The organism is Nostoc sp. DSM 114160 (assembly GCF_053470305.1).
The window spans coordinates 1,922,691-1,946,822 of the sequence record NZ_JBPFGO010000001.1; the positions used below are offsets into that span (position 1 = coordinate 1,922,691).

Here is a 24,132-nt window from a genome sequence, read left to right on the forward strand (position 1 = left end):
CTCAATGCCCATAAAAAATTTGAATAATTTAGGGTAAACTATCATGACGATTGCTTTAGACCGTCCACAAAAAACCAGGTCTGCTCAGATTCGGGAAAAACTTGGTTATCCAATCATTGACACTGATGTACATACCCAAGAATTTGAACCAGCAGTCTTGGATTATTTAGAACAAGTTGGTGGAACTGCACTTGTCGAACGTTTCCAAGAAAATTTACCAGGATCTTCCCGTTTTAAGTGGTACAAGCAAAGTTGGGAAGAACGTTTTGCTTATCGCACTAATCGCCCTAACTGGTGGGGGTCGTCCGACCAAAAATACTTTGAATTTGGCTACTATTAGCTTGCCCAAGTTGCTGCACGAACGCTTGCAAGAAGCAGGTACAGACTTTGCCGTTGTGTATCCCAATTTGGCAACAATGGCCCCGAATATCGGCAACGAAGAAATGCGGCGGGCTGTTTGTCGGGCAATTAACACTTACCATGCTGATATTTTCCGCCCTTATAGCGATCGCTTAACACCCATCGCCGCCATTCCCCTGCACACTCCCGAAGAAGGAATTGAAGAGTTAGAATATGCGGTGAATGTTCTGGGACTCAAAGCAATTCAAATTCCCGGTTATGTTCGTCGTCCAATTCCTGCCTTTGAAAAATACGGCAAAGAAGTCGCTAACGAAGTAGTTTGGATTGATAACTTTGGCTTAGATAGCCAGTATGATTACGATCCATTCTGGGCTAAGTGCCAAGAATTGAAAGTTGTACCCACAACTCACGCTTCTAGCCAAGGTTGGACAACTCAGCGTTCTGTCACCAACGCCCAATATAATCACATCAATCACTTTGCCTTTGCAGCAGAAGCATTATGCAAATCGCTGTTCTTTGGTGGAGTTACTCGCCGCTTCCCACAATTAAAGTTCGCTTTCTTAGAAGGTGGTTCAGCTTGGGGTGCTAGTTTATATGCTGATATTATTTGGCACTGGGAAACCCGCAACAAACAACATCTGTTGTCAAATAACAATCCTGCGATTATCGACAAGGAAGCATTAGTAGAGTTGTATACTCGCTACGGTGGCGAACTAGTAGATGGACGCTTAGATAAAATTGGTGATGGTTTAGGATTCCACCATCAACTATTAGCGCCAGAAGATCCAGGGGAACTCGACGAATTTGAACTAGCGGGAATAGAGAAGCCAGAAGATGTGCGCGATCGCTTCTTGAATCATTTCTACTTCGGTACAGAATCAGATGATACCCGTGTAGCTCAAGCTTTTAATCGTGCCGCTAATCCCTTTGGCGATCGCGTTAAAGCCTTCTTGGGTTCAGATTCCGGCCACTGGGATGTACCTGATATCACCGCCGTTACTGCCAACGCTTACTCAATGGCAGAACGCGAAATCATTACCGAAGAAGACCTCCGCTACTTCCTCTCAATCCATCCCTTAGAGTTGTACACCAGTCTCAATCAAGACTTCTTTAAGGGTACAGGTGTTGAGAAAGCCGCCAACGAATATCTAGCGGCTAAAAAATAACTGTCATTAGTCATTAGTCATTAGTCATTAGTCATTTGCAAAAGACAAAGGACTAATGACAAAGGACAATTACAACGTTCCATGTTCCATTTCCTCTGTTCACTTGTAGCGTGGGCAAGGCCCACTCTACATTTCTCTAAATTCTGCATTGAGAAAGGATATTTTGTCTCACATTCATAGAGCAACGAATTAAAAACTGTTTGTAGTAATTGTGTTTGCCTTAATTACGAATTACGAATTACGAATTACAAAAGGTGATTTAATTATGGTGCTAGATATTACAAAACCAAAGGATTACATTGACCTAGCAACTTCTCTATCTAAGGAACTTGCTCAATCCGCAGTTGAACGGGATGCTAAAGCTGGAGTTCCAGAAGAGGAAATTAATAAACTGCGTGAAAGTGGTTTGTTGCCACTGATTGTACCCAAGCAATATGGTGGCATTGGTGCAACTTGGATTGATGCTTTAAAAATTGTCAGAAAACTGTCAAAAGCAGATGGTTCAATTGGTCAATTATATGGTAATCATCTCAATTTAACGGCTTTGGGTCACGTTTCCGGCACACCAGCCCAAAAGGAAAAATATTATAGAGAAACTGCTAAAAATAACTTATTTTGGGCAAATGCTATCAATACAAAAGATACTAGGCTGAAGATTAACCCAGAAGGCGAGAATTTTCGGGTTAATGGTGTTAAAAGCTTTGGTACAGGTATTTCTGTTGCAGATTATCGGGTATTCTCTGCTTTGGAAGATGGCGTAGAATTGCCTTTCATATTTATAATTCCCAAAGACAGGGAAGGGTTAGTTTCTAATCAAGATTGGGATAATATTGGGCAACGCCGCACTGATAGCGGTAGTTATACATTTAACAATGTCTTAGTAGAGAAAGATGAGATTTTGGGGCCGCCAAATCCCCATGATAGTGCCTTCTCAACTTTTCTTGGGATTATTGCCCAGCTAACAAAAACCAACGTTTATCTAGGAATTACTAAAGGAGCTTTTGCTGCTGCTCGTGAATATACTAAAACTACTACTCAACCGTGGATTACATCAGGAGTAGATAGTGCTACTCAAGACCCATATATTCTGCATCATTACGGAGACTTTTGGGTTGAAATTCAAGCTGCGATCGCTCTAGCTGACCAAGCCGCAGAGAAAGTACAAGCAGCGTGGGATAAGGATGTAGAACTGACTCATCAAGAGAGAGGAGAAGTTGCGATCGCAGTTTCCGCAGCCAAGACATTAGCGACCCGTGTAGGTATAGATATTACCAACCGCATCTTTGAAGTTACTGGAACTCGCGCCACAGCAACCAAATACGGGTTTGATCGTTACTGGCGAGATTTACGAACCTTTACCCTACACGATCCTGTGGATTACAAATTGCGTGCGATCGGTGATTGGGTACTCAACGATCGGCTACCAGTTATTACGCAATATTCTTAGGTGTCATTTGTTCTGTTATCTCCCACATTCACCAAAGACGCGATGAATCGCGTCTCTACAAAATCCAAAATCTAAAATCTAAAATCCAAAATTGATATGACTCAACTAAAAACACTTCCCACTTATGACCCAAGTTTATTTGAGGGAGCCGCAGAAGGTTACGCTCAATATAGAACCAAATACCCACCGATTGTATTCGATAAACTAACCGAAATATTTCATCTCAATGGTCAAGGACGACTCCTTGATTTAGGTACTGGCCCAGGGTTAATTTCAATTCCTCTGCGAACCAAATTTGAAGAAGTTGTAGCGATCGATCCCGATCCCGACATGATTGCAGAAGCTAAACGGCAAGCAGCAGCAGTCGGAGCAAATAATATCACTTGGTTACAACAAGGAGCAGAATTCATTGACTCTAGTTTAGGGAAATTTAAGTTAACCACTATTGGTAGAGCCTTCCACTGGATGGAACGCGAATTAGTGCTTGAACGCCTGTATGAATTGCTAACTGATGATGGTGGATTAGCATTGCTTCAGACTGGTGATAACCCTTGGGAAAGCAATTTACCTTGGAAACAAGCTGCTGTTGGAGTAGTAAAGAAATGGTTAGGTGAAGAACGCCGGACTGGGACAACGAGGACAAGGCACTCGTAAGCCAGTCGATCCTCCTCATGAAGTCGTAATTGGCAATTCGGCTTTTGCTCGTCAAGAAAACTATGAAGTGCTATTTGAAAAATCTTGGACTCTCGATAGCTATCTAGGTTATTTATACACTACAGCCTTCTCTCTGAAAATTTTCTATGGCGATAACGCTCCAGCATTTGAAAAGGATCTTAGAGAAGCGCTACTAGCAGTTGAGCCGTCTGGACATTTTACAGAAGAACTCAAAGCTACAATTTTGATCGCTTGGAAGCACTAGCAAAATTGAACGCGAATAAGACAGAGTTTCACTCACAAGTTTCAATCTTCCACTAGCACCCCCTTGGAGTGGGCACTACTCACTCCACTTCCTAAATTTTGCCCTTTCAACTCTTAAATTCTCAGTTCCTCGAGTCGTTATAGGGTGGGTAATACCCACTCTCTTTTTTATTTTAAACATTCCAAAAAATATTTTTATTTATTAAAAAAATCTTATTTATGATGCCTAAATATGATAAAAATGGTTTTACAAAATTGGTCAAGATATCTATAAACCATACAGATCGGGTAATTTCAATCCCCTTGTAGAGACGCGATTCATCGCGTCTTTAAAAACCAATCATCTACTGTATTAATACATAATCATTTTTTAAATTTGAATCCTCCCAAAAATTCAGTCTAACAAAATAAAAAATAAAAATATCCACTTACCTCAAGAAATTACATTGAATCATGTTCATAAGCTACAGAAAGTCATGGTTGCCTGCGAATATAGCTCGTTATTTTTTGCTAGCATTTACGACTTTCTTGTTAGTTACAGGCTGTAACTCTCTAAGCACTCAAAACAATAGTCCGCAAGTTGGACTAACTACTGCAAGCTCAAAAAAAATAGAGGTAATTAATATTGGTCATCAGAGTGGTACACCTGGTCTGAACCTACTCAAAGCTCAGGGTTATTTGGAAAAGCGCTTTGCTGCTGATGGCATTGCTATCAAGTGGATAGAATTTCGGGGCGGCCCGCCAATGATGGAAGCAATGGCTGCAAACAGTGTTGATATTGGCAACGTTGGGAATTTACCACCAATTTTTGCTCAAGCTGGTGATAATCCCATTGTCTATGTTGCTGCAACTGGTTCTAACGCAGGCGCTCAAGCAGTTATTGTCCGTAAGGATTCACCAATCAAAACTCTTGCGGAACTCAAGGGTAAGAAAGTTGCGATCCAAAAAGGAACTGCTCTGCAATATTTGCTTTTGAAAGCTATAGCAAGTGTTGGATTAACTCTCAATGATATTCAACCTGTTTACCTGACTATTCCAGAAAGTCAGGTTGCTTTTGAAAGTGCTAGGGTTGATGTTTTACCTACTAGCGATCCGTTTTATGCTCGGAAAGAGCGAGCAAATGAAATACGAGTTCTAGCCAAAGGTTCTGATGTCGCTCCCCAAAGAGCCTACTATATCGCTACACGCAATTTTGCTGAAAATCACCCTGACTTAGTGAAGATAATTTTGGAAGAACAAAGAAAAGTAGAAGAATGGGCTAAAGCTAACCCTAATGAAGTTGCTAATTTGTTGGCAGCGCAAACTAGACAAGAACCAGGAGTCTGGAAATGGGCTTTAGAAAGGCGACCTATCTTAGGGGTGTTTGATATAACTGATGAATTTGTTGCTGAACAACAGCAGGTAGTTGAACTTGTCTACAGTCAAAAGCTGATTCCTAAAAATTTTCAAATCAAAGATGCAGTATGGAAACCTAAGAGTTGATTTATTAAAAAATAAGTCATAAGTCAGAATACAATCAATCGGAAATTTAGGCCTAGCACTGGTTTGTTTTTTCGATGTATTTGATAATTATTTTCCAGTCTGCTATAGCTGTTTCCAATCAATAGTTTCGTGCAAAAAAATCTTTTACTTATAATAGCTTTGCATAATGTAAAATAAAGGATGATAATAGCTTGATGTCAAGTAATTCCATGATTTATTGATAGATATTGATAGCTAAAAATATTTAATTAGTATCATTTTCAACTATATTAATAAACAAGAGTTTTTTTGGTTATTTAGACCGTAATTAATCATAATTGTTCTGACCACCGATCGAGGAATAAAGAAAACAACCTATGCCAGCTTCAAAAGGAAAGTTTGAATTCAGAAAAAACCAGAGAACAACGCGTCGTTCGTTGTTGTTTGCTTTGGGCTACTGCTTAATGCTATCAACAGTCTTATCGAGTTGTGGTGAAGCCAAGAATAACACTCAGCAATCATCAGCAGCTTCCCCTGAATCTGTAGCTGCATCTAGCACTACACAGAAGTCAACTGACAAGCAAGTAGTACGGATTGTACGTTCAAAACAACTTTCTGCTTTAGCAGTTTTAGAAAAACAGGGTTCCTTAGAAAAGCGATTAGAGCCTCTGGGTTTTAAAGTACAGTGGCCTGAGTTTGCGGCTGGACCACAACAGCTAGAAGCCCTAAATGCAAACGGACTGGATATCGCATCTACAGCCGAATCGCCTCCTGTATTTTCACAAGCAGCCGGAGCGCCTCTTGTTTATCTAGCTACTACACGCCCCAGTGGTAAAGCCATTTCACTTTTAGTTCCTGTAAACTCTCCTGTTAAAAGTGTTGCCGATTTGAAAGGTAAAAAAGTAGCTTTCCAGAAAGCTTCTATCGGTCACTACTTATTAGTTAAAGCCTTAGAAGATGCCGGACTAAAACTGAGCGATGTCCAATCAGTTTTTTTAGCGCCGCCTGATGCAAATGCGGCATTTAGTCAGAACAAGGTGGATGCTTGGTATATTTGGGAGCCATTTGCTACCAGAAATGTACAAAATAAAATAGCTCGTGTTTTAGCAGATGGTGGGAAGTTGCGGGATACTGGCAACTTTTATTCAACTTCACGCCAATTTTATCAGGCTCATCCTGATGTTATCAAAGTGTTTCTAGAGGAACTAGAAAAGGCAGAAATCTGGACTAAGGATCATCCCAAAGAAGTAGCACAACTGCTTGCTCCTGTAACTCAACTAGATCCACCAACTCTAGAAATAATGCATAAAAAATATGACTATGGGTTGCTACCAATCACTGATAAAACTATTACTAAGCAACAGGAAGTTGCAGATAAGTGGTATAGCTTAGGGCTTATCCCCAAGAAGGTAAATGTTAGAGACGGTTTTTTGACACCTGAAGAGTACGCCAAAATTACTCCTTCAGAGGTTCTAGCGAATAAGTAGTTATCCCCAAGAAGAAACTAAAATTCAGGAGAATATTATGTCTACCTCGACTTTGACAAAGGTTAAAATTAGGTCTATTGATGCTCCTTTGGGAGCGATAGTTACCAATCTTGATGCCAGTCAAGCGATCGCACCTGAAGTCATATTACAACTTAAAGCAGCTCTGCGCGATCGCCACATCTTGATCTTCAAAGACCAAAAGCTCTCTGATGAACAACTTTTGAACTTTTCTTTATACTTTGGCGCACTCTTTGTACCATCTGATGAAACTCCAGTATTGGCTTCTAAACCAGGAGAAACTCCGGTGGTGATTCCGATTTCCAATGTCGATGGTGGCTATACCGGTACTGGAGAACTTACTTTCCATTCCGATCACAAATGGACTCCTACCCCATCTAGTGGGTCGCTTCTTTATGCGTTGGAAATACCAACTCATGGTGGAGATACTTATTGGTTAAATACCAATTTAGCTTATGAGGCATTAGATGAAGCCACTAAAGAACGGATTGCAGATTTACAGTTAATTACCTACAACCCATTTTTGCGAGATCGGAATGCACCCCGGTCTTTGTATCGTTTAGACAAAACTATTCCTTTAATCAGTCCGATCTTTCCCCATCCTTTAGTTAGAACCCATCCAGAGAGTGGGAAAAAGCATCTTTATTTAGATGCTGCTACAGAAGTGGAAATTGTCGGGTTAGAGCCGGAAGAAGGATCTAAACTGATTGAACAATTGAGGCAACATCTAAATCAACCCAAGTTCTACTACCAACACAAATGGTCTGTAGGCGATATTGTCTATTGGGATAATCAAGCTACCTTACATTACCGTCAAGCATTCAATCCGAATGAGCGACGAGTATTAAAGCGGGTTAGCCTTGCAGGTAGTCGTCCCTTTTAGGATTTATAGCTCAGAAGATTAAGCTAATGGGCGTTTAAATATACCTTTTATTGGTCAAAAGTTATTCTGGACTTTTGACCAATAAAACTTGTCTAAATATCATACTCTATACTTGTAAATCAAAAATAGTAAAAAATATTTTTTGTTTAAAAACAAGTGTTCATGAATACTTTATTTTTAGACCAAACTTGATAAACTCTAGACTGAAAATGAAAGTTATTAGCACTCATTAAAAGCGCTAATCCGAAAATTATTAAATTTAACTAGAAAAATATTATGGGGCTTTTCAAATCTTTGCAAAGGCTAAATTTGTCTAGCAATAAACCTCTGCACTCAAAAGTCAAAAATACTAAGATAGTATGTGAATCTAGCCTAAATACTAAATTTATAGAAGCCAAATGTAAAATTGAGCTTAAACATATATCTTTATTAATTACTGCTTGCATCACTATACCAATGAGCATAGTTGGTTGTAATCAAGAAACTAAAAATACTCAAAACCAACTATCGCCAATTAATACACTATCTCAAAGTAAAACAGTTTATAATACTCCACAAAAACAAGAGCTACGAGTTGTTTATTCTAAGCTTGGTTCTCTTGCAGTGATGAGAAAGCAAGGAACTCTAGAAAAAAGTTTGGCAGCAAAGAATTTTACTGTCAAGTGGCTAGAGTTTGCTGCTGGGCCACAAGCTTTAGAAGCGTTAAATGCTGGTTCCCTTGACATCGCAGCCACAGCTGAATCACCGCCTATATTTGCTCAAGCCGCAGGTACACCTCTTGTGTATATTGCAACGACCCGATTTAATGGTAGAGGAGTTTCTTTTTTAGTACCAAAAAACTCTCCGATTAAAAGTGTTGCTGACTTTAAAGGCAAAAAAGTTTCTTTTCAAAAAGCCTCTATCGCTCACTATGTCTTACTAAAAGCGTTACAAAAAGAGGGACTAAAACTGAGTGATGTAAAATCTCTTTTTCTCCCACCTCCAGATGCAAATGTGGCTTTTAGTCAGGGAGGAATCGATGTTTGGGTAATTTGGGAACCTTACATTACTAGAAATGTCCAAAAAAATCTTGGCCGTATATTAATAGATGGACAAGGACTTCAGGATATTGGTAGCTTTTATACTACCTCACGGAAATTTGCTAAAGAGCATCCTGATATTCTCAAAGTTTTTTTAGAGGAGTTTATCAAAGCTGAAGATTGGTCGCAGAAAAATATTGATAAGTTAGCAGAACTTGAAACGGGCGACGTTGGTATTGATGTACCTACTCTCAAAACAATTCATAGTAAAGCAGTATATGGTCTACTACCAATAACCGATGAAGTTGTTAATAAACAACAACAAATAGCTGATTTATGGTACGCACAAGGACTTTTACCAAAAAAAGTTAATGTCAAAGATGGAGTACTTTCTCCAGAAGAATATGCAGCATTCACACCTGATTCAATTAAATCTAATAAGTAAATAACTGTAATCAAGTTTAAGAAACTAAAAAAATTACATTACTAGCTAATGCTTTTAAATCGGTAGTTAATCAAAAATTGAGGTGCAAAAATGTTTAATAATTTCGTGAAAACTAAGACAACAGTAATCAATAAATTCGCATTATTTATAATATCTGGTTTTGTGGTATCTACTACTTTAATAAGTTGTACGTCAACTGTATCTAACACAAATATAGGAAGCGCTCCGAAAGCAGAGCCAGCAGGAGCTAAGACTATAACTTTTAAAACAAAGTTACTGCGAATAGGGTATCAAAGCTCTGGTGATTTGGTTAGAGTTAGAGGAGTTTTAGAAAAACGTTTGGAGCCTTTAGGCTTGAAAGTCGAGTGGTCACAATTTGCTCAAGGACCACAACTTATGGAAGCAATGAATGTGGGCAAAATTGACATTGGCTCTGTTGGAGAAACGCCTCCAATCTTTGCCCAAGCTGCGGGTGCAAGAATTATCTATTTGGCTGGAAGAAGACTTGGGCCTAATTCCGGTAAAGGTAGTGCGATCGCAGTTCCGAAAAACTCTCCAATTAAAAAATTAGCTGATATTAAAGGTCAAAAAGTAGTCTTTCAAAAAGGCTCTGCTTCTCACTATTTTATCATCCAAGCCTTAAAAGAAGTAGGTTTAAAATATAGTGATATTCAAGTCTTAAGTATGCCCAATGTCGAAGCCCGTGGCGCATTTATTCAAGGCACTATTCCAGTTTGGGTAACTGGCGATCCTCATTTAGCTTTGGTAGAAAAACTCCACGGTGCGCGCGTGCTGAGAGATGCAACCAATATCGGGACTCCAGGCGGATATTATGTAGGAACACGAGAATTTGCTAAGGAAAATCCCGAATTAGTTCGGATCATTTTAGAAGAAATTGAGAAAAATGGTGAATGGGCAGAAGCGAATCGTAAAGAAGTAGCGAAACTTATAGCACCTGTACTCAAAATTGATTTACCTATTCAAGAAGTAATTTCTAGCCGTGCTAATTATCGCTTAAAAGGAATTACTCCAGAACTAATGCAAGCTCAACAAAATGTTGCTGATTTGTTCTATAACGAAAAAATCTTACCCAAAAAAATTGATGTTAAAGAAGCATTGCTCACACCTCAAGAATATGCAGCTATTACTCCACCAACACTGATAAGTGAAAAGTAGAGAATAATCAAATATGAAGTTTGTTTTTTTAACAAACTAGAATACCAATTTACTAAATCCAAAAGAGATTTGTTGAATTAGCAGAATCTCAATTTTTGCTCGTGGATTGGTATTCTAGGAGGTTTAAATAATAACTTCCTATAATCTTACTTCCTGAAAGAAAGTAAGACTGACAACGTAAAAGCTAAAACTTGCGAGGAAAATTATAACTGATGAACAAGTCATTTCAACCACAACGCCGTACAGTCTTAAAGCGTGTTGTCCAATATTCACTACTCGGACTGTTTACTTTATCATCTTCCTTGGTGGGTAGCCTTATGCAAACCACCCAAGCGCAGACAGCCACAGTAATTAACCTGGGATATCAAAGTTCTGGCGATCCTGTCAAGTCTAAAAAAGTTGTCGAGCTACGTTTCAAAGCATTGTATCCAAACGTAAAGGTGAATTGGGTTGGGCCATTTGCAGCAGGACCGCAATTGATCAAAGCGTTGAATGAAGGTAAGGTAGATATCGGTAGTGTCGGAGAGACACCTCCAATATTTGACCAAGCCGCACGCCCAGGCCTCATCCCTGAAGTTGTCTATCTTACTGGACGCACACCCAGCGATGGTACAAACCAAGGTATTGTGGTGAAAGCTAATTCTCCCATTAAGAAAGTAGCGGATCTTAAAGGGAAGAAAATTGCTTTTCAGGTAGGGTCGAATGCACAGTATTTACTAGCAAAAGCGTTGCAAGAGGTAGGGTTAAAAATTAGCGATATTCAAATCGTTCCTTCGACTCCAACTGAAGCCCGCGATGCCTTTCTTCAAGGCAAGGCTGACGCCTGGGTGGGTGGCGATCCCCTTTTAGCTGCTGTGGAAAATACTACCCCAATTCGGAATCTGAGAAATGGAAAAGGAATTAACATTATCAACGGGTTTTATATTGGCAGGCGTGCATTTGTTACCCAAAATCTGCAATTTGTGCGAGTGGTTTTAGAGGAAGTAGAGAAGGTAGGAGAAGCGCTTGAAAAAAACCCAAGCGATTATGCCAAAATTTTAGTTGATGAACAGAAATTAGATCCAGCAGTTGCACTAAAGGTGGCAAGCCGTCGTACTTATAAATTGAAAAAAATTACACCTGCGCTCATTGGCCTACAGCAGGGCGTTGCTGATTTCTATTTTGATCAAAAAGTCATCTCGCGTAAGATTGATATCAAACAAGGGATTCTTTCTGATCTACAATATAAAGCCAGCATACCTGATAATATCAAGTAACGGTAAATAGGTAGAGGCAGGTTTATTCAGCTATTAACTTGGCTAGCTATTACACTGTAGCGGAAGTTTGCCTAACTTGAACAAGGGGCTTAACAAGTTGATCGACGAACTTGTTAAGCCTATTGTTTGGTTAAGTAAAAACCAAGAAAGGAACAAGCAATCGCAAATATTTTTACAGATATGATTTCAAACTGACAATTAGTTTTAACTGTATCAAGTAATGGCGAACAGATAGAGGCAGGTTTATTCAGCGATTAAGTTAGCGATCGCATCTACTAACTCGCTTGGCTCTACTGGTTTGGCAATATGCTTGTTAAATCCGGCTTCTAGTACCTGTTGAGCGTTGATTTCTCCAGCATAGGCGGTAAGTGCGATCGCGCGAATTTTTCCTCCCTGTTCTGGTGGCAGTGTTCTCAACTGTTGCATAAACATACATCCATCTACTTCTGGCATCCCAATATCGCTTAAAAGTATATCTGGCAAAGATTGGGCTAAAGTAGCTAGGGCTTCATTTGCTGATGTTACTGCTGTGACATTTGCCCCATACTGCTCTAGTAAGAAGACAATAAATTCTCGCGTATCTGTATCATCATCCACTACTAAAATTTTCACATTATTCAAATTTGAGGATGGCTCAGAATTGCTACTATCTTGTTTAATCTCTAATTTATTTTGGATTAACGGTAGTTTTACAGTAAAAGTTGCCCCCCGATCTTCACCCTCACTTTCTACTTGGACTGTGCCGCCATGCAATTCGACTAAATGACGGACGATCGCTAATCCTAATCCCAATCCACCAAATTTTCTGGTGGTGCTGCTATTCTCTTGACGAAAATATTCAAACACGTAAGGTAGAAAATTGGGGTCGATGCCTTTCCCTGTGTCGCTGACTTGAATCAGTGCTGAGTTGGAATTTGACTTAGAATATGATAATAGTCGAATATCAACCCGTCCACCTTCTGATGTAAATTTAACCGCATTTGAGAGCAAGTTCCAAACGATTTGCTGCAATCGGCTGGAGTCTCCCAAAACTTGTCCCAAATTTGGTTCTAGGCTAATGTGCATCTCAATTGATTTAGCTTCTGCTGATAGCCGCACTGTCTCCATTGCTGCCAAAATCACAGATGTCAAATCGACTGGGTAGATATTCAAGCTGATTTTACCTTGTAAAATCCGGGAGATATCCAGTAAATCTTCAATCAGTTGAGCCTGTAATTTCGCATTTCGCTCAATAGTCTTCAGCGCTTGAGGAATTGTCTTTTCATCAAGCTTTTTGGTTTGGAGTAGCTTTGACCAACCTAAAATTGGGTTGAGTGGCGATCGCAATTCATGAGAAAGTACTGCCAGAAACTCATCTTTTATCCGGTTGGCGTTTTCTGCTACTTTCCGGGCGGTTTGTTCTGCCTCGTATAGACGGGCACGTTCCATCGCTTGAGCGCACTGCTGTGCTAGTGCCAGCATAAAGGCTCGATCGTCTTGATTAAACTTCTGAATTTCGGTAAAAGCTAAAGACATTCCCCCAATAGCTTGTCCTTCGATCAGCAATGGAATCGAAATCCAAGCGTTGTAGTTGGACTGAGCATATTCTTTGGCAAGATTTGAGTAACGAGCAATCCTCGCTTCGCTTGGTTCTTCCCAAATAGGCTGCTTAGTTCTTACTGCTTCTGCCAGTGGCGCGGATGCATTAATCGAGAATCGACGCCATGAATCTATTATTTGTTGCTCGCCAACAGTTCGGATAAGTTCTAATTCAGTGCCGCTTTCAGTCAGTAGTGCCACAAAAACAGAACTAGCTCCCAAAGCTGCCATACCTTGCTCCACAATTACTTCAACAACTTGTGTCGCAGTTAAAGATTCAGAAAGGGCAGCGGTAATTGCTTGCAGACGGGTAGTGCGAGATGCTGCGCGTAAAGCCGCCTGTTGAGATTGCTGGGCTTCTCTGTAGAGTCGGGCATTATCAACGGCGATCGCCGCTCGACCAGCTAACTCTTCAGCTAACATCAGGCTTTTGCGATCGTAGAAACGACCTGAAGAAGATACCAAAGTTATAGCACCCAGCACTCGTCCTCGAAGGATTAGCGGTACACTCATCCCAGATGTTGGATTTAGTTCTTGCAGGACTTTGAAGTGACTAGCGTTGTGGGTTAACCCTTGGAGCTGTTCCTCAGAAATAAAATGAGTAATTTGTGATTTGCCTGTCCGTATTACCTTCGCAATACCTGCTGTTTGTGTCAAATCAGGCGGATAATTTTGTAACTGTTCTACCAATTTTTGTTTCTCTGGATTGGCATGGGCTGTTGCAAGCCGGCGAACTAATTGATTGTCACCAATAATATCAACTAAGCACCAATCAGCGATTTCCGGCACTGCTAGACGCGCCAAACCTGCTAGGGTTGTTTCATAGTCCAATGATGCAGCCAAAATCCCACTAGCTTCAGCCAAGAAACGCTGCTCCTCTTCCACTTGTTTGCGCTTAGTGATATCTCGCGAAGACCCTTGCATCTCTAAAATTTCTTGAGTTTGGCGATCGCGAATAGCTCGAATAGTTGCTTCCAACCAGATATAATGCCCGTCTTTGTGACGAGCGCGGTGAGTAACGGTATAAATATCTGGTAAATCGGCATTGACTGGGTAATTCTTGACAATCTCTGCCAAATCTTCTGGGTGAACTAACTCCTGGCTGGGATGACCGACTAGTTCCTCTGGTTGATACCCCAATACTGTATGGCAAGCTGGTGAAACATACAGAAGAATTCCATCTACTGTGTGGCGGGAAATAATATCAGTTGAATTCTCAGCCAGCAGCCGAAAACACGCCTCACTCTCGCGCAGTTTTGCCTCTGCCTGCTTGCGTAGATTAACGTTACGGAAATGAAGTGATAACCCTGTGGCTGAAGGATAGGCGCGAACTGCAAACCAGGCATCAAAGGGTGGGTAATAATCTTCAAGCTCAAGCGGCATTCCTAGAGCAACTGCGCTTTGATAAAGTTGACCAAAGCTAGTATTAGCCAGTTCTGGAAACTCTGACCACAAATTTTTTCCGAGCAGATCCTCGCAGGAACGCCCCAGAGTTCTGCTTCCCTCATGATTGAGATAGGTGAAGCGCCATTCATTGTCAAAGGCAAGAAAGCCGTCAGTGATGCTCTCCAAAATCTTGGTAACTTGCTCCTTAGCAGTTTCAGCCTCAACACGAGCCGCTTGCTCTCGCTCAAACAGCTGTTCCCGCTCGGCTTCTGCTTGCTTGCGCTCCGTGATTTCTTGACAGATTGCACCCACCCAAGTAATATCACTTGGTAGTTTAATCGGATAATAATTTACCGACCAGTACCGCTGCTTTCCAGGTGCGGCGGGTGTCTCTCCACTGGCCTCTTGGGTAATAGATTCTCCCGTCTCGATCGCATGGTGTAAAGCTTCCATCACTCCAGGATCTACCCCAGGTAGCACTTGAGCGACGGTCTTACCGATATGCGCTTCTTGAGGAAAACCGTTAATCTCAGCTAAAGCGTCATTCAAGCGAACGTATCTCAATTTCTCATCCCATAGACCAATACCTACAGGGGCGTTATTAAAGAGGGTATCAAGCAGAACGTTAGCTTCAACCAAACGAGTTTGTTCTGTTTTCAGTAGCGCCAGCAGCTGCTCGCGTTCTGCCTCAGCTTGCTTGCGTTCGCTGATATCCACACACATTCCCACCCATTCCTGGATTTCGCCTGATTCGTCAAGTATAGGCACACCGCGTATAGCCATGTCACGGTATTCGCCGTCATGCCGCAAAACGCGATACTCGGCAACTGCAACGCTGCGCCCAAAAAAGGCTTGTCTCCAAATAGCAGCTACAGATGTCCGGTCATCTGGGTGCAGAGCGTCAAACCAACCCCATCCTTTGTATTGTTCGGGACTTTGCCCAGTGAACGCCTCCCAAGTCGGAATCTCGTCAACAACGTTGCCCCAAGGCCCGGCGCTCCAAACGATGGATGCGCTTGCTTCTGCCAGTGAGCGGTAGCGTGCTTCACTATGACGCAGATTTTCTTCTACTTGCTGCTGTTCATCCAAATCTTGTCGCAAATCTGTAACCTCTCGAGCTTTCAGGTTATCAATTAAATCTTTGAGTAAGTCGGCACAATAAAACCATACTATATGAAGAAAAATTAACTAGGCTAAAACTCTCTTTCCTCCTGCCCGATCTCAACGATAAATTTTTCCACCCACCTACTTAACAATGGTAGAATTTTCCTCTCCAATCGAGACACCTGGAATTTCAAAAATCTGACGATATTTTTCCTCCCTTTCTCGCAGTAGTGACGAGCTTCGCTGCTACAAACGACTGCCCGAATTCAATAAACGACTGCCCGAATTCAATAAACGACTGCCCGAATTCAATAAACGACTGCCCGAATTCAATAAACGACTGCCCGAATTCAATAAACGACTGCCCGAATTCGACGAACATACCTTTGACATTTGAGCTTGTGCCTTGTTACCAGTTTTACTTGTGATAGTTTGAGGCACTGCCGAGTCTACCAAACCAACTGTCAATCCTTGGCTGTTCGATTAGATATAGCAGATGCTATAACTTTGACTCCATCTGTCTACAGCTATAGACCTTGTAAGTTGCTGATTATGTATTACATCAATTATTATGCAAGCTATTTAAGCTAGTAATAGAATTGTTTCAATTCAGGGGATAAGAATATGAAGGTTTGGCTTGCTTGCTTTTTGGTGCTGTTTGCCTTAGCAGAACTGTTTGACTGGTTGCAAGAATTTAATCTGCCATTACCTATCTATATTTTGGGTGGCGCTTTTTTAGCTGTTGCTTCTAATTATGATAAAATTGTTGGCTCCTATTTTGCAGATTCCAGCATTGAAGCATCACTTGAACAACCTCAGTTAGATTCACTAACTCCATCTACTAATCCGATTTCTTTCCCAATTAGCAATCCTGTTGAAGATGTTCAAACATCTCAAACAGATGATTAGGGCTTGTCTGATTCTATGGTTGACGCTGGGCGTAAGCTTGCTTTAAAAGTAGGAATACGTCAAAGTCTCTAACTAACAAGTAAATTGTTACATTAATAGGAGCTTTAGGTTAATTAGCTTTTAACCTAGATTCCCAAAATTGACTTCTGCACTTACAACATCTACCCAATTCAGGCTACCGCCTCAACGCCGTGATTAGTGGACTATTAGAAAAACTCCGCGTACCTTTTGTCAAAGTTCAGGATTCCCGTGAAACTTCTAAGAGCAAAAGTTGGCTGCAAATTATTTTTGTTACCAGTATAGGAGTTACCGCCTTGATCTGGGGAGTTCGGGAACTCAAATGGTTACAGCCTTGGGAGTTAAGAGTTTATGACCAGATGTTGCGATCGCGTCCATCAGAAGCACCCGATCGGCGAATTGTGCTAGTCAAAATTACTGATAAGGATCTCAAACGCGAGAAATGGCCTCTATCAGATCGGACAATCAATCAGTTATTAAAGAAAATAGAGTCTTATCAACCGCGAATTGTTGGTTTATATCTTTTCCGACCAGAAGACAATAATTTGGCGGCTAATTTCCAAAATCAAGATAACATTGTCACTACCTGTTTGTTCAGCAGTTTGGGTAGAGATGAAATTCCCCCGCCGCCGAATGTCCCTATTGATAATGTTGGGTTTAGCGATGTGGTCGCTGACAATGAAAACGACCAAAGTCTCCGCCGCATTTTATTATTTGCCAACCCTACAGACAAGAAATGTACAACACAATTTGCATTTGGTGCATTAATTGCAATTAATTATCTAGAAAAACAAGGTATTGCATACGATTTCACTAAAAAAGGAGATTTTATCTTAGGTAAAACCTTGTTTGTGCGTTTACAACCTAATTCTGGTGGCTACCAACATTTGGATACACAGGGCTATCAAATATTATTAAATTACCGTCACCCCAATAGCCTCGCCGACCAAGTAAGCCTCACAGATGTTCTTAGCGATCGAGTCAACCCCAGTTTATTCAAAGACCGTCTGGTAATTATTGGCACTACAGCAGCTAATATCCCTCCAAGTGGCTTTTATACGCCCTACAGCGCTTTACCAGATCAACCAGCTAGAATGCCTGCTCTGTTTATTCATGCACAGATAGCAAGTCAACTCATCAGTACAGTGTTGGATGGGCGACCCTTGATTTGGTATTGGCCCGACTGGGTAGAACTTATTTGGGTGTGGGGCTGGTCGCTATTAGGTGGTGTTTTAGTATTGCGGTGGCAAAATCCGCTGCTTTTGCTAGTGGTGGTAGGGATAACTCTATTTGGCTTAGTAGTAATCTGCGTTGCTTTGTTTTTACAAGCTGGATGGGTGCCATTAATCCCTCCTGCTCTTGCTTTGGCGATTAGTAGTATCTGTGCGATCGCTTATACTAGCTACGAAAATCAACAGCAAACTCAGGTGATTGTTCTGCAAGTTGAAAAACAACAAGAAGCGATCGCCCAATTAAATATACTCTTAGAAGATAAAACAGCAATTCCCGACTCGTCTGTTGACTTTCTTCCTCCAGTTGATTCATCCGAAATAAAATCAGGTGATTTGCTTTTGAGTGGACGCTACAAAATCTCTCAAACTCTTGGTGCAGGTGGATTTGGTCGGACTTATTTAGCACAGGATACTCAACGACCCCCGGTAATCCTACTTGTGTAGTTAAAAAGTTAATGCCAGCCCGTCAAGATACACGATTTTTGCAAGTCGCCCGCAGATTGTTTCATAGTGAAGCTGAAATTTTAGAAATTTTGGGTAAACATCATCAGATTCCCGAACTACTTGCTTATTTTGAAGATAATCAAGAATTTTATTTAATTCAACAATATATTGAGGGACATACCCTAAGTGAAGAATTACCACCCGTACAAAATGTGCAAAACGAATCATTTGTGATGGAAATGCTCAAACAAGTTTTAGAAGTTCTAGAATTTGTTCATCAACATCGAGTGATTCATCGGGATCTCAAACCGACTAATATTATTAGATGCGCTCAAAATAATCGCCTGGTATTGATTGACTTTGGGGCTGTGAAATTGATGCAACCGCCGAGTAGCGAGCAAACAGAATTAGCCACAGTAGCCATTGGGACGCGGGGTTATGCACCTCCAGAACAATTTGCCGGTCATCCCCGCTTATGTAGTGACATTTATGCTTTAGGAATGATTGCTATTCAAGCTATAACTGGGATACCACCGCAAGAACTCCACCCAGATCCAGAAACGGGGAATGTGATGTGGCGACAAACCGTGCAAGTAAGTGAAGAATTAGCGGCAATTTTAGATAAAATGGTTTGCTATCATTTTAGCGATCGCTATCAATCAGCCACCGCAGTTTTACAAGATTTAAAACGTTTTTCAACTAAGTGAACTGGTTGGGGATTAGGGACTGGGATATATACAGCAGATTTCAACGAAAATGAGATACATAACCTGAGTTCGGGTTAAAGATAAGGAGGTAAAAGCCACTCCAGTTGAAGGCTAGGTTTCTTAGGTTGATGACAATAAGCGATTAATCCGCAAAGAACGTTAACGCAAAAATTAACGGGGCTTCGGTGTCGAGAATGTTCAATCTGAGAAATGTTTTTGAGTTGATCATTAATCGTTTCAATAATTGAGCGTTTACGGGACAAAAGTTTGTCATGAAGACGCATCAGCCTATTCTTCATATTGCGACGGGGTTTAGCGAAAAATTGGATTCCGAACTCTTCCAAAAGCTGAGAAGCAAGTTTTTCAGAAACATAGCCGCGATACCTTCGGTAAGCTTCGCTAACGCCAAATATTTTGCCAAAAAACTTACACAGTAAATCTGGTACGGGTTTACGGTCATCAATATTACCAGGAGTAAGAGTCACATTTAAGAGTTGACCAAGCTCATTGACAACAATATGAAGCTTAAAACCAAAAAACCAATCCACGGAAGTCTTGCCACGAGCGGCTAAACCTTTAAATACCTTATGCCGAGAAATCCGACGATTATGACATACCTTCAAGCAGGTTGAATCGATAAAGCCGATACCCGTACATTGTCTGAAACAATGCTTCAGATAGACGCATAAAGGTATTAAAGTTGATGGTATCCATTCAATAAATCGTTGATAAGAAGGAAGACCTGGAAACGCAGAACTCCACTGCTGTTTCACCTGATTCAAATAAAAATGTTTGAAATTCCGGTAGTGATTTTGATGAAAAGCGATGATAATTGTCATTATTTCACTTAAACACAAGCTTTTCGCTCTTACACGTTTTATTCCTCCATGATTTAACAGTTTTCTGTGCCATTGAGCTTCAAACGCTTTACAGAAATCATCTACATGACAGAACAAAGCATCTAAACTAAACATAGGACAGGTTGCTGGATTTGTTGTTATTTTCAGCTTACTACCTGTCCTTTTCCTTATCCCGAACTCAGGTTACATACTCCTGAATTATGAATTCTGAATTTTGCTGTATCAATTCACTTCTAGCGCTCCTAAAGTTTTTAAAGTTACTACCTGTCTCAACGTTTGTTGAAAATCTGGACTCACCGCAACTGCCCAAACACTGTTTGAGTCTACCTTGTTCCCGCGCTCTCTTATCTAGGCGAAGCCAGAATGGTATGGGATTGCTTCTGACTGTTTGAGCCTGCCTTGTTCCTGCGCTCTCTTATCTGCTTACCCCATTCCCTATGCCTAAAAACTTCGTCCTCTTGTGGATGGGGTTTTTCATTTTGGAGCTTTCTAACTAGTCTGTCAAGTTTATCCTCAAGCCGATCGGCAGAGCCAAGGGTTATTCGTAGTTGATTTAGGATAGGTCTTACAATCAGATGAATTTGACTATCGTGGATGTAGTCTTTTGCTTGGGCTTGCATCGAAGCATAAGTCAGCAGATATTGCGGTGATTCTGTGACGATTTCCTTGCAGACTTGCTCAATCAAGCACTTTGTCACATATTCCATCACCACAGGTTGCTGTGTGAATCCTCCAGCATTGCTTTCTATCAAGCTACGCCAGCGTAAAGATTCGAGGACTGACATTAACTTAGGCTTAGGCAATATTGGTGTAAGAGCTGTTTGCAATTCTGTCGAGGAAAGCTTGCCCCGATTAATTGCCAGCCAGTACATTACTAGCTGCTCAGATGTGGAGAGTCTTTTGAATTGTTGTTCTAGAAGATTGCCAATGCCTTGAAATACAGTTGTGCCTTCAGAAAAGAAGCAGGCGATGTTACCTTCATGCAAGTCCCGAATGGAAGTGGCGGCAATTTTCAAAGCTAGGGGATTACCACCGTAACACTCAACCAGTTGGCGGGTTTCGTCCTCGGAGCCTGATAGCCCTTTGAGTTTCAGAATTGTTTGCCCGGTTGTGACTTCTAATCCTGATAAAACAAGGGTACGGACTGGCAAACCATCACCTTCCAAGGCAGCGACTTCAGGAGGTTTTTCCCGGCTGGTGAGCAGGACAGAGCTTTGATGCCCAGTTTCTCCTGATCGCCACAGAAGTTCGCCGTAGGGTTCATAGCCCTCACGGTAACAGCCTGTCCCTTTACCTTGCTCCAATAATGTGTCGAAATTATCCAGAATCAGCAAGCATCGATATTTGCGGAGATAATCGATTAAACAAGTAATTTGCTCATAGGGGGAAGCAGGCAATGTGGTAACTTGTCGATCGGAAAGAATTTTGATGCATTCCATCACCTTGTCGTGAAAAAAAGGTGCGTGTCGGAGCGATCGCCAAATCACATATTCAAATTCTCCCTGCAATTGTTCTGCTAACTTTACAGAGAGCGCGGTTTTGCCCATACCACCCATACCTAATAGTGTGACTACACGAGCGCGATCTCTTACAATCCATTGGCTGAGGGTTTCTAATTCTGTAGTACGTCCATAGAACTGGGAAACGTCGATTGCTTCCCCCCAATTTGTATAGTTCGTAAAGGGTTGAAAATTCAAGGTTGAGGAGGTGTTTATGTCCTGTTGTCGCTGTACAGTTCGCTTCAGGACTCCTTGCAGGTTATTTTTGGTAACTTTTTCGCCCAAAGCTTGAGAGAGCGATCGCCATAATTCCGAGCCAACGTCTTTGATGTGACCAGGGTCATAAGTGACTGCTCGCGCCATTTCTAGATAAGTTTTCCCTTCCCAAGCGTAGCGAAATACAATCTCTTGCGCTCTCGTTAAGCATCCTCGTTGCAATAATTGCTCAACTATTGCGATCGCTTCTTCAACCGTCATTTCTCTCCGTAGTAATACAGGCTCACTACAATATTCACACCAGAAACTTGATTTTTGGTCAAAAGTTTACGTAAATCTACGAAAAAGAAAATAACCCGACCTTTTCCCGACCTTTTCCCGACCTTTTCCGACCGACAAACTTGATACTAGCCCTTTAGTATCTATGTAAGATTAGAGCGATCGAGAATGTAACCAAATTATTGAGGGCAAAGACATGGCTTATTATTTCGGCACAAGTGGAAATGATTATTATAACTACACTGGTTCAGAAAGTCTTTTTGCTTATGGGTATGATGGAAATGATACCATCTATGGCAATACTAACGACGATTACATCTATGGATATGGTGGCAATGACTACCTATATGGTTACACAGGTAACGATGTCTTATACGGAGATTCTGGCAGTGACACATTATACGGTGGGTCTGGTAGTGACACCTTATACGGTTCTAGCTCAACTGTCTACAACAGTTATGAATATGATGTCTTAAATGGTGGCGATGGCTACGATAGGTTTGTTTTAGGTACATCCTACAGTGGAAACTATTATCAGGGAAGTGGCTACGCTACGATACAAGACTACAATCCTGCGAATGACTATATCCAACTCAAAGGAAGTGCAAGTTCTTTTTATCTTGGTACTGCTGATTATGAGGGAACTAGTGACCTTGATACACTCATATATCAGAATGATGGTGACTTATTAGCAGTAGTTCAAGATACGACTGGTATACAGTTAACCAGCTATTATTTTAGCTTTGTCTAGTCCTACTACAGTTGGGAAATAACTCACGCGATGTGCGACTTTTTTTATTCTTGTAGGATGGACATCTTGTCATTGGTGTCAAGTTAAGGCATCAGCCCAGATGTCAAGAGAGCGAGCAGCCGTTCGTCGGTGGCGTTGACGGATGGCTTTAACCAAGCCCATCGAACGATAATGTTCGACAAGCCAAGGAATAAGTTTTAACTCAGGGTTAAGCAAAAGTGCGCGGTGAAAAAAATATAAACTGCGAAACACCATTTCCACAGAAATGCGTTCCAAAGGTTGTTGTAAAGCGATTGCTACATCAGCACACAAGTCGTTGAGGAGGGCGTAGAAAATCCAAGTAGCGTATATTTGCATCTCTACACCATTAGTGCCACCGACCCAGAGATAGGATAAACCTAACAAACGCTTAGTCAATAAAAATGCGTCTTCAATTCGCCAACGTCGGCGGTATAGTTCACAAACTTCTTGTGCTGAAAGTTGTTGTGGGTCAAGAACGTTAGTCAAATAATGATACCAAGTCTGACCCCACAATACGGAAACTAGGCGCATGGGATGGTGGCAAGGGTGAGTATGATTTAATCCCATGTGAATAATTTCGTCTTTGTAGTGAGAACCTTGAGAAAGTACACGTGTAACCCGATATCTCACCTTTTCCTTTTGGCGTGTGAGTACGTACTTGCCAGCAACAGTCAGAGAATCAAACCACTCAAAACCATAAAATCCCATGTCTACTATCAGTAAGCCACCATCAGGTAAACGTTCTAACAGTGAAAGCCACCAACGAGTCTCATTGATTTTGGCATCAGCATCATACCAAATTGCTACAGGAGTGTGAGTGAAAGCTTCTACAACCATCAATCAGCATCTTTCCGGCTAATACCGTGCCTGTTTTTTCTTGCAGTTGTCCAAAATGTTTTTTCATCGCTTCGAGTGTTGAGGCATCCCCAATCCAGATGGCAGGAAATCTCTGTACTACTAATGACCCAGGCTGGGGCTAATTCTCTTGCGCTTCTTTTCGCTGATAAACGCTCTATCACTTGCTCAAAAACTAGTGCAAATAAATGAGCAGGTAAACTATTGAGTCTTTGAGACAACGCTTGTTTACTGACTTTCGTTGCTTCTACCCACATTAATCCTTCTATTTCTAGCGATCGCAATACATCCGTGAGATGTTGCACTTGTCGATACACTAGACTCAACACGATTGCTGCCATTACTGGCTTTCTTCAGTATTCGTGAACGCAGGCTCCGTTCTTTGTCTTTGACCCCTTTGAGGTTTGTAAATGTACCTGGACTGATTAGTTCAAACAGACGTGATTCTATCTCAACACTTGCTGGGGCTGGTACGCTGACTCGATGGCGAAAATCTGGATTCCCTTGTTTTTTGCGTGGTTTACTCATGGCTTTTTCAACACCCCTATGTTGACTTTTACCATTGATTTGCCCACTCTTGACAACCATCCATTTTTCTTAACTTGACACCAATGACATCTTGTCCATCCTTTCTGGG

14 protein-coding genes and 3 pseudogenes are annotated in these 24,132 nt (G+C 41.2%); 13 read left to right on the plus strand and 4 right to left on the minus strand.

Going from position 1 to position 24,132, the window contains the following annotated elements:
- Nucleotides 1-43: 43 nt before the first annotated feature.
- From NSTCB13_RS08760 to NSTCB13_RS08805, 10 genes and pseudogenes are all read left to right on the plus strand, one after another.
- Nucleotides 44-1,526 (plus strand): annotated as a pseudogene (locus NSTCB13_RS08760) (amidohydrolase family protein).
- 265 nt (nt 1,527-1,791) lie between these two features.
- Entirely contained in the window at nt 1,792-2,973 is a 1,182-nt protein-coding gene (locus tag NSTCB13_RS08765; RefSeq protein WP_448272026.1) for an acyl-CoA dehydrogenase family protein, read from the plus strand.
- 96 nt (nt 2,974-3,069) lie between these two features.
- On the plus strand, nt 3,070-3,627 hold the full coding sequence (locus NSTCB13_RS08770) for a class I SAM-dependent methyltransferase (RefSeq protein ID WP_448272028.1): 558 nt from the start codon (nt 3,070-3,072) through the stop codon (nt 3,625-3,627).
- Complete coding sequence (locus NSTCB13_RS08775; protein ID WP_448272030.1) at nt 3,584-3,892, plus strand: hypothetical protein; 309 nt, start codon at nt 3,584-3,586, stop codon at nt 3,890-3,892. Before NSTCB13_RS08770 ends, NSTCB13_RS08775 begins: the two co-directional genes overlap by 44 nt.
- Nucleotides 3,893-4,371: 479 nt before the next feature.
- A complete protein-coding gene (locus NSTCB13_RS08780; RefSeq protein ID WP_448272032.1) occupies nt 4,372-5,373 on the plus strand; it encodes an aliphatic sulfonate ABC transporter substrate-binding protein in 1,002 nt (333 codons plus the stop codon).
- Between the two features lie 356 nt (nt 5,374-5,729).
- A complete protein-coding gene (locus NSTCB13_RS08785) occupies nt 5,730-6,839 on the plus strand; it encodes an aliphatic sulfonate ABC transporter substrate-binding protein (protein ID WP_448272033.1) in 1,110 nt (369 codons plus the stop codon).
- A 37-nt stretch (nt 6,840-6,876) separates the two neighbouring features.
- On the plus strand, nt 6,877-7,740 hold the full coding sequence (locus NSTCB13_RS08790; protein ID WP_448272034.1) for a TauD/TfdA dioxygenase family protein: 864 nt from the start codon (nt 6,877-6,879) through the stop codon (nt 7,738-7,740).
- A gap of 456 nt (nt 7,741-8,196) precedes the next feature.
- Nucleotides 8,197-9,204, plus strand: a complete 1,008-nt coding sequence (locus NSTCB13_RS08795) for an aliphatic sulfonate ABC transporter substrate-binding protein (protein WP_448272035.1) — start codon at nt 8,197-8,199, stop codon at nt 9,202-9,204.
- 90 nt (nt 9,205-9,294) lie between these two features.
- Entirely contained in the window at nt 9,295-10,380 is a 1,086-nt protein-coding gene (locus NSTCB13_RS08800; RefSeq protein WP_448272036.1) for a sulfonate ABC transporter substrate-binding protein, read from the plus strand.
- Between the two features lie 212 nt (nt 10,381-10,592).
- Complete coding sequence (locus NSTCB13_RS08805) at nt 10,593-11,636, plus strand: aliphatic sulfonate ABC transporter substrate-binding protein (protein WP_448272037.1); 1,044 nt, start codon at nt 10,593-10,595, stop codon at nt 11,634-11,636.
- Between the two features lie 243 nt (nt 11,637-11,879).
- On the opposite strand, the gene NSTCB13_RS08810 is transcribed toward NSTCB13_RS08805, so the two are convergent.
- Nucleotides 11,880-15,701: a PAS domain S-box protein gene (locus tag NSTCB13_RS08810; protein ID WP_448272038.1), complete on the minus strand. Its 3,822-nt coding sequence runs from the start codon at nt 15,699-15,701 to the stop codon at nt 11,880-11,882.
- Between the two features lie 627 nt (nt 15,702-16,328).
- Here NSTCB13_RS08810 and NSTCB13_RS08815 point away from each other — a divergent pair.
- Nucleotides 16,329-16,613 carry a hypothetical protein gene (locus tag NSTCB13_RS08815; RefSeq protein ID WP_322693099.1) on the plus strand — a complete coding sequence of 95 codons (285 nt, stop codon included), beginning with the start codon at nt 16,329-16,331 and terminating at the stop codon, nt 16,611-16,613.
- Between the two features lie 191 nt (nt 16,614-16,804).
- A pseudogene (locus tag NSTCB13_RS08820) lies at nt 16,805-19,014 on the plus strand (CHASE2 domain-containing protein).
- Between the two features lie 74 nt (nt 19,015-19,088).
- Here NSTCB13_RS08820 and NSTCB13_RS08825 read toward each other — a convergent pair.
- Nucleotides 19,089-19,988 (minus strand): IS982 family transposase, encoded by a 900-nt coding sequence (locus tag NSTCB13_RS08825; protein ID WP_448272039.1) that lies wholly within the window; start codon nt 19,986-19,988, stop codon nt 19,089-19,091.
- Between the two features lie 230 nt (nt 19,989-20,218).
- Nucleotides 20,219-21,850, minus strand: coding sequence for an NB-ARC domain-containing protein (locus tag NSTCB13_RS08830; protein WP_445629213.1), 1,632 nt, complete (start codon nt 21,848-21,850; stop codon nt 20,219-20,221).
- Nucleotides 21,851-22,064: 214 nt separating this feature from the next.
- On the opposite strand from NSTCB13_RS08830, the gene NSTCB13_RS08835 reads away from it, so the two are divergent.
- On the plus strand, nt 22,065-22,619 hold the full coding sequence (locus NSTCB13_RS08835; protein ID WP_448272040.1) for a calcium-binding protein: 555 nt from the start codon (nt 22,065-22,067) through the stop codon (nt 22,617-22,619).
- Nucleotides 22,620-22,697: 78 nt separating this feature from the next.
- On the opposite strand, the pseudogene NSTCB13_RS08840 reads toward NSTCB13_RS08835, so the two are convergent.
- A pseudogene (locus tag NSTCB13_RS08840) lies at nt 22,698-24,023 on the minus strand (IS4 family transposase).
- Nucleotides 24,024-24,132 lie beyond the last annotated feature (109 nt).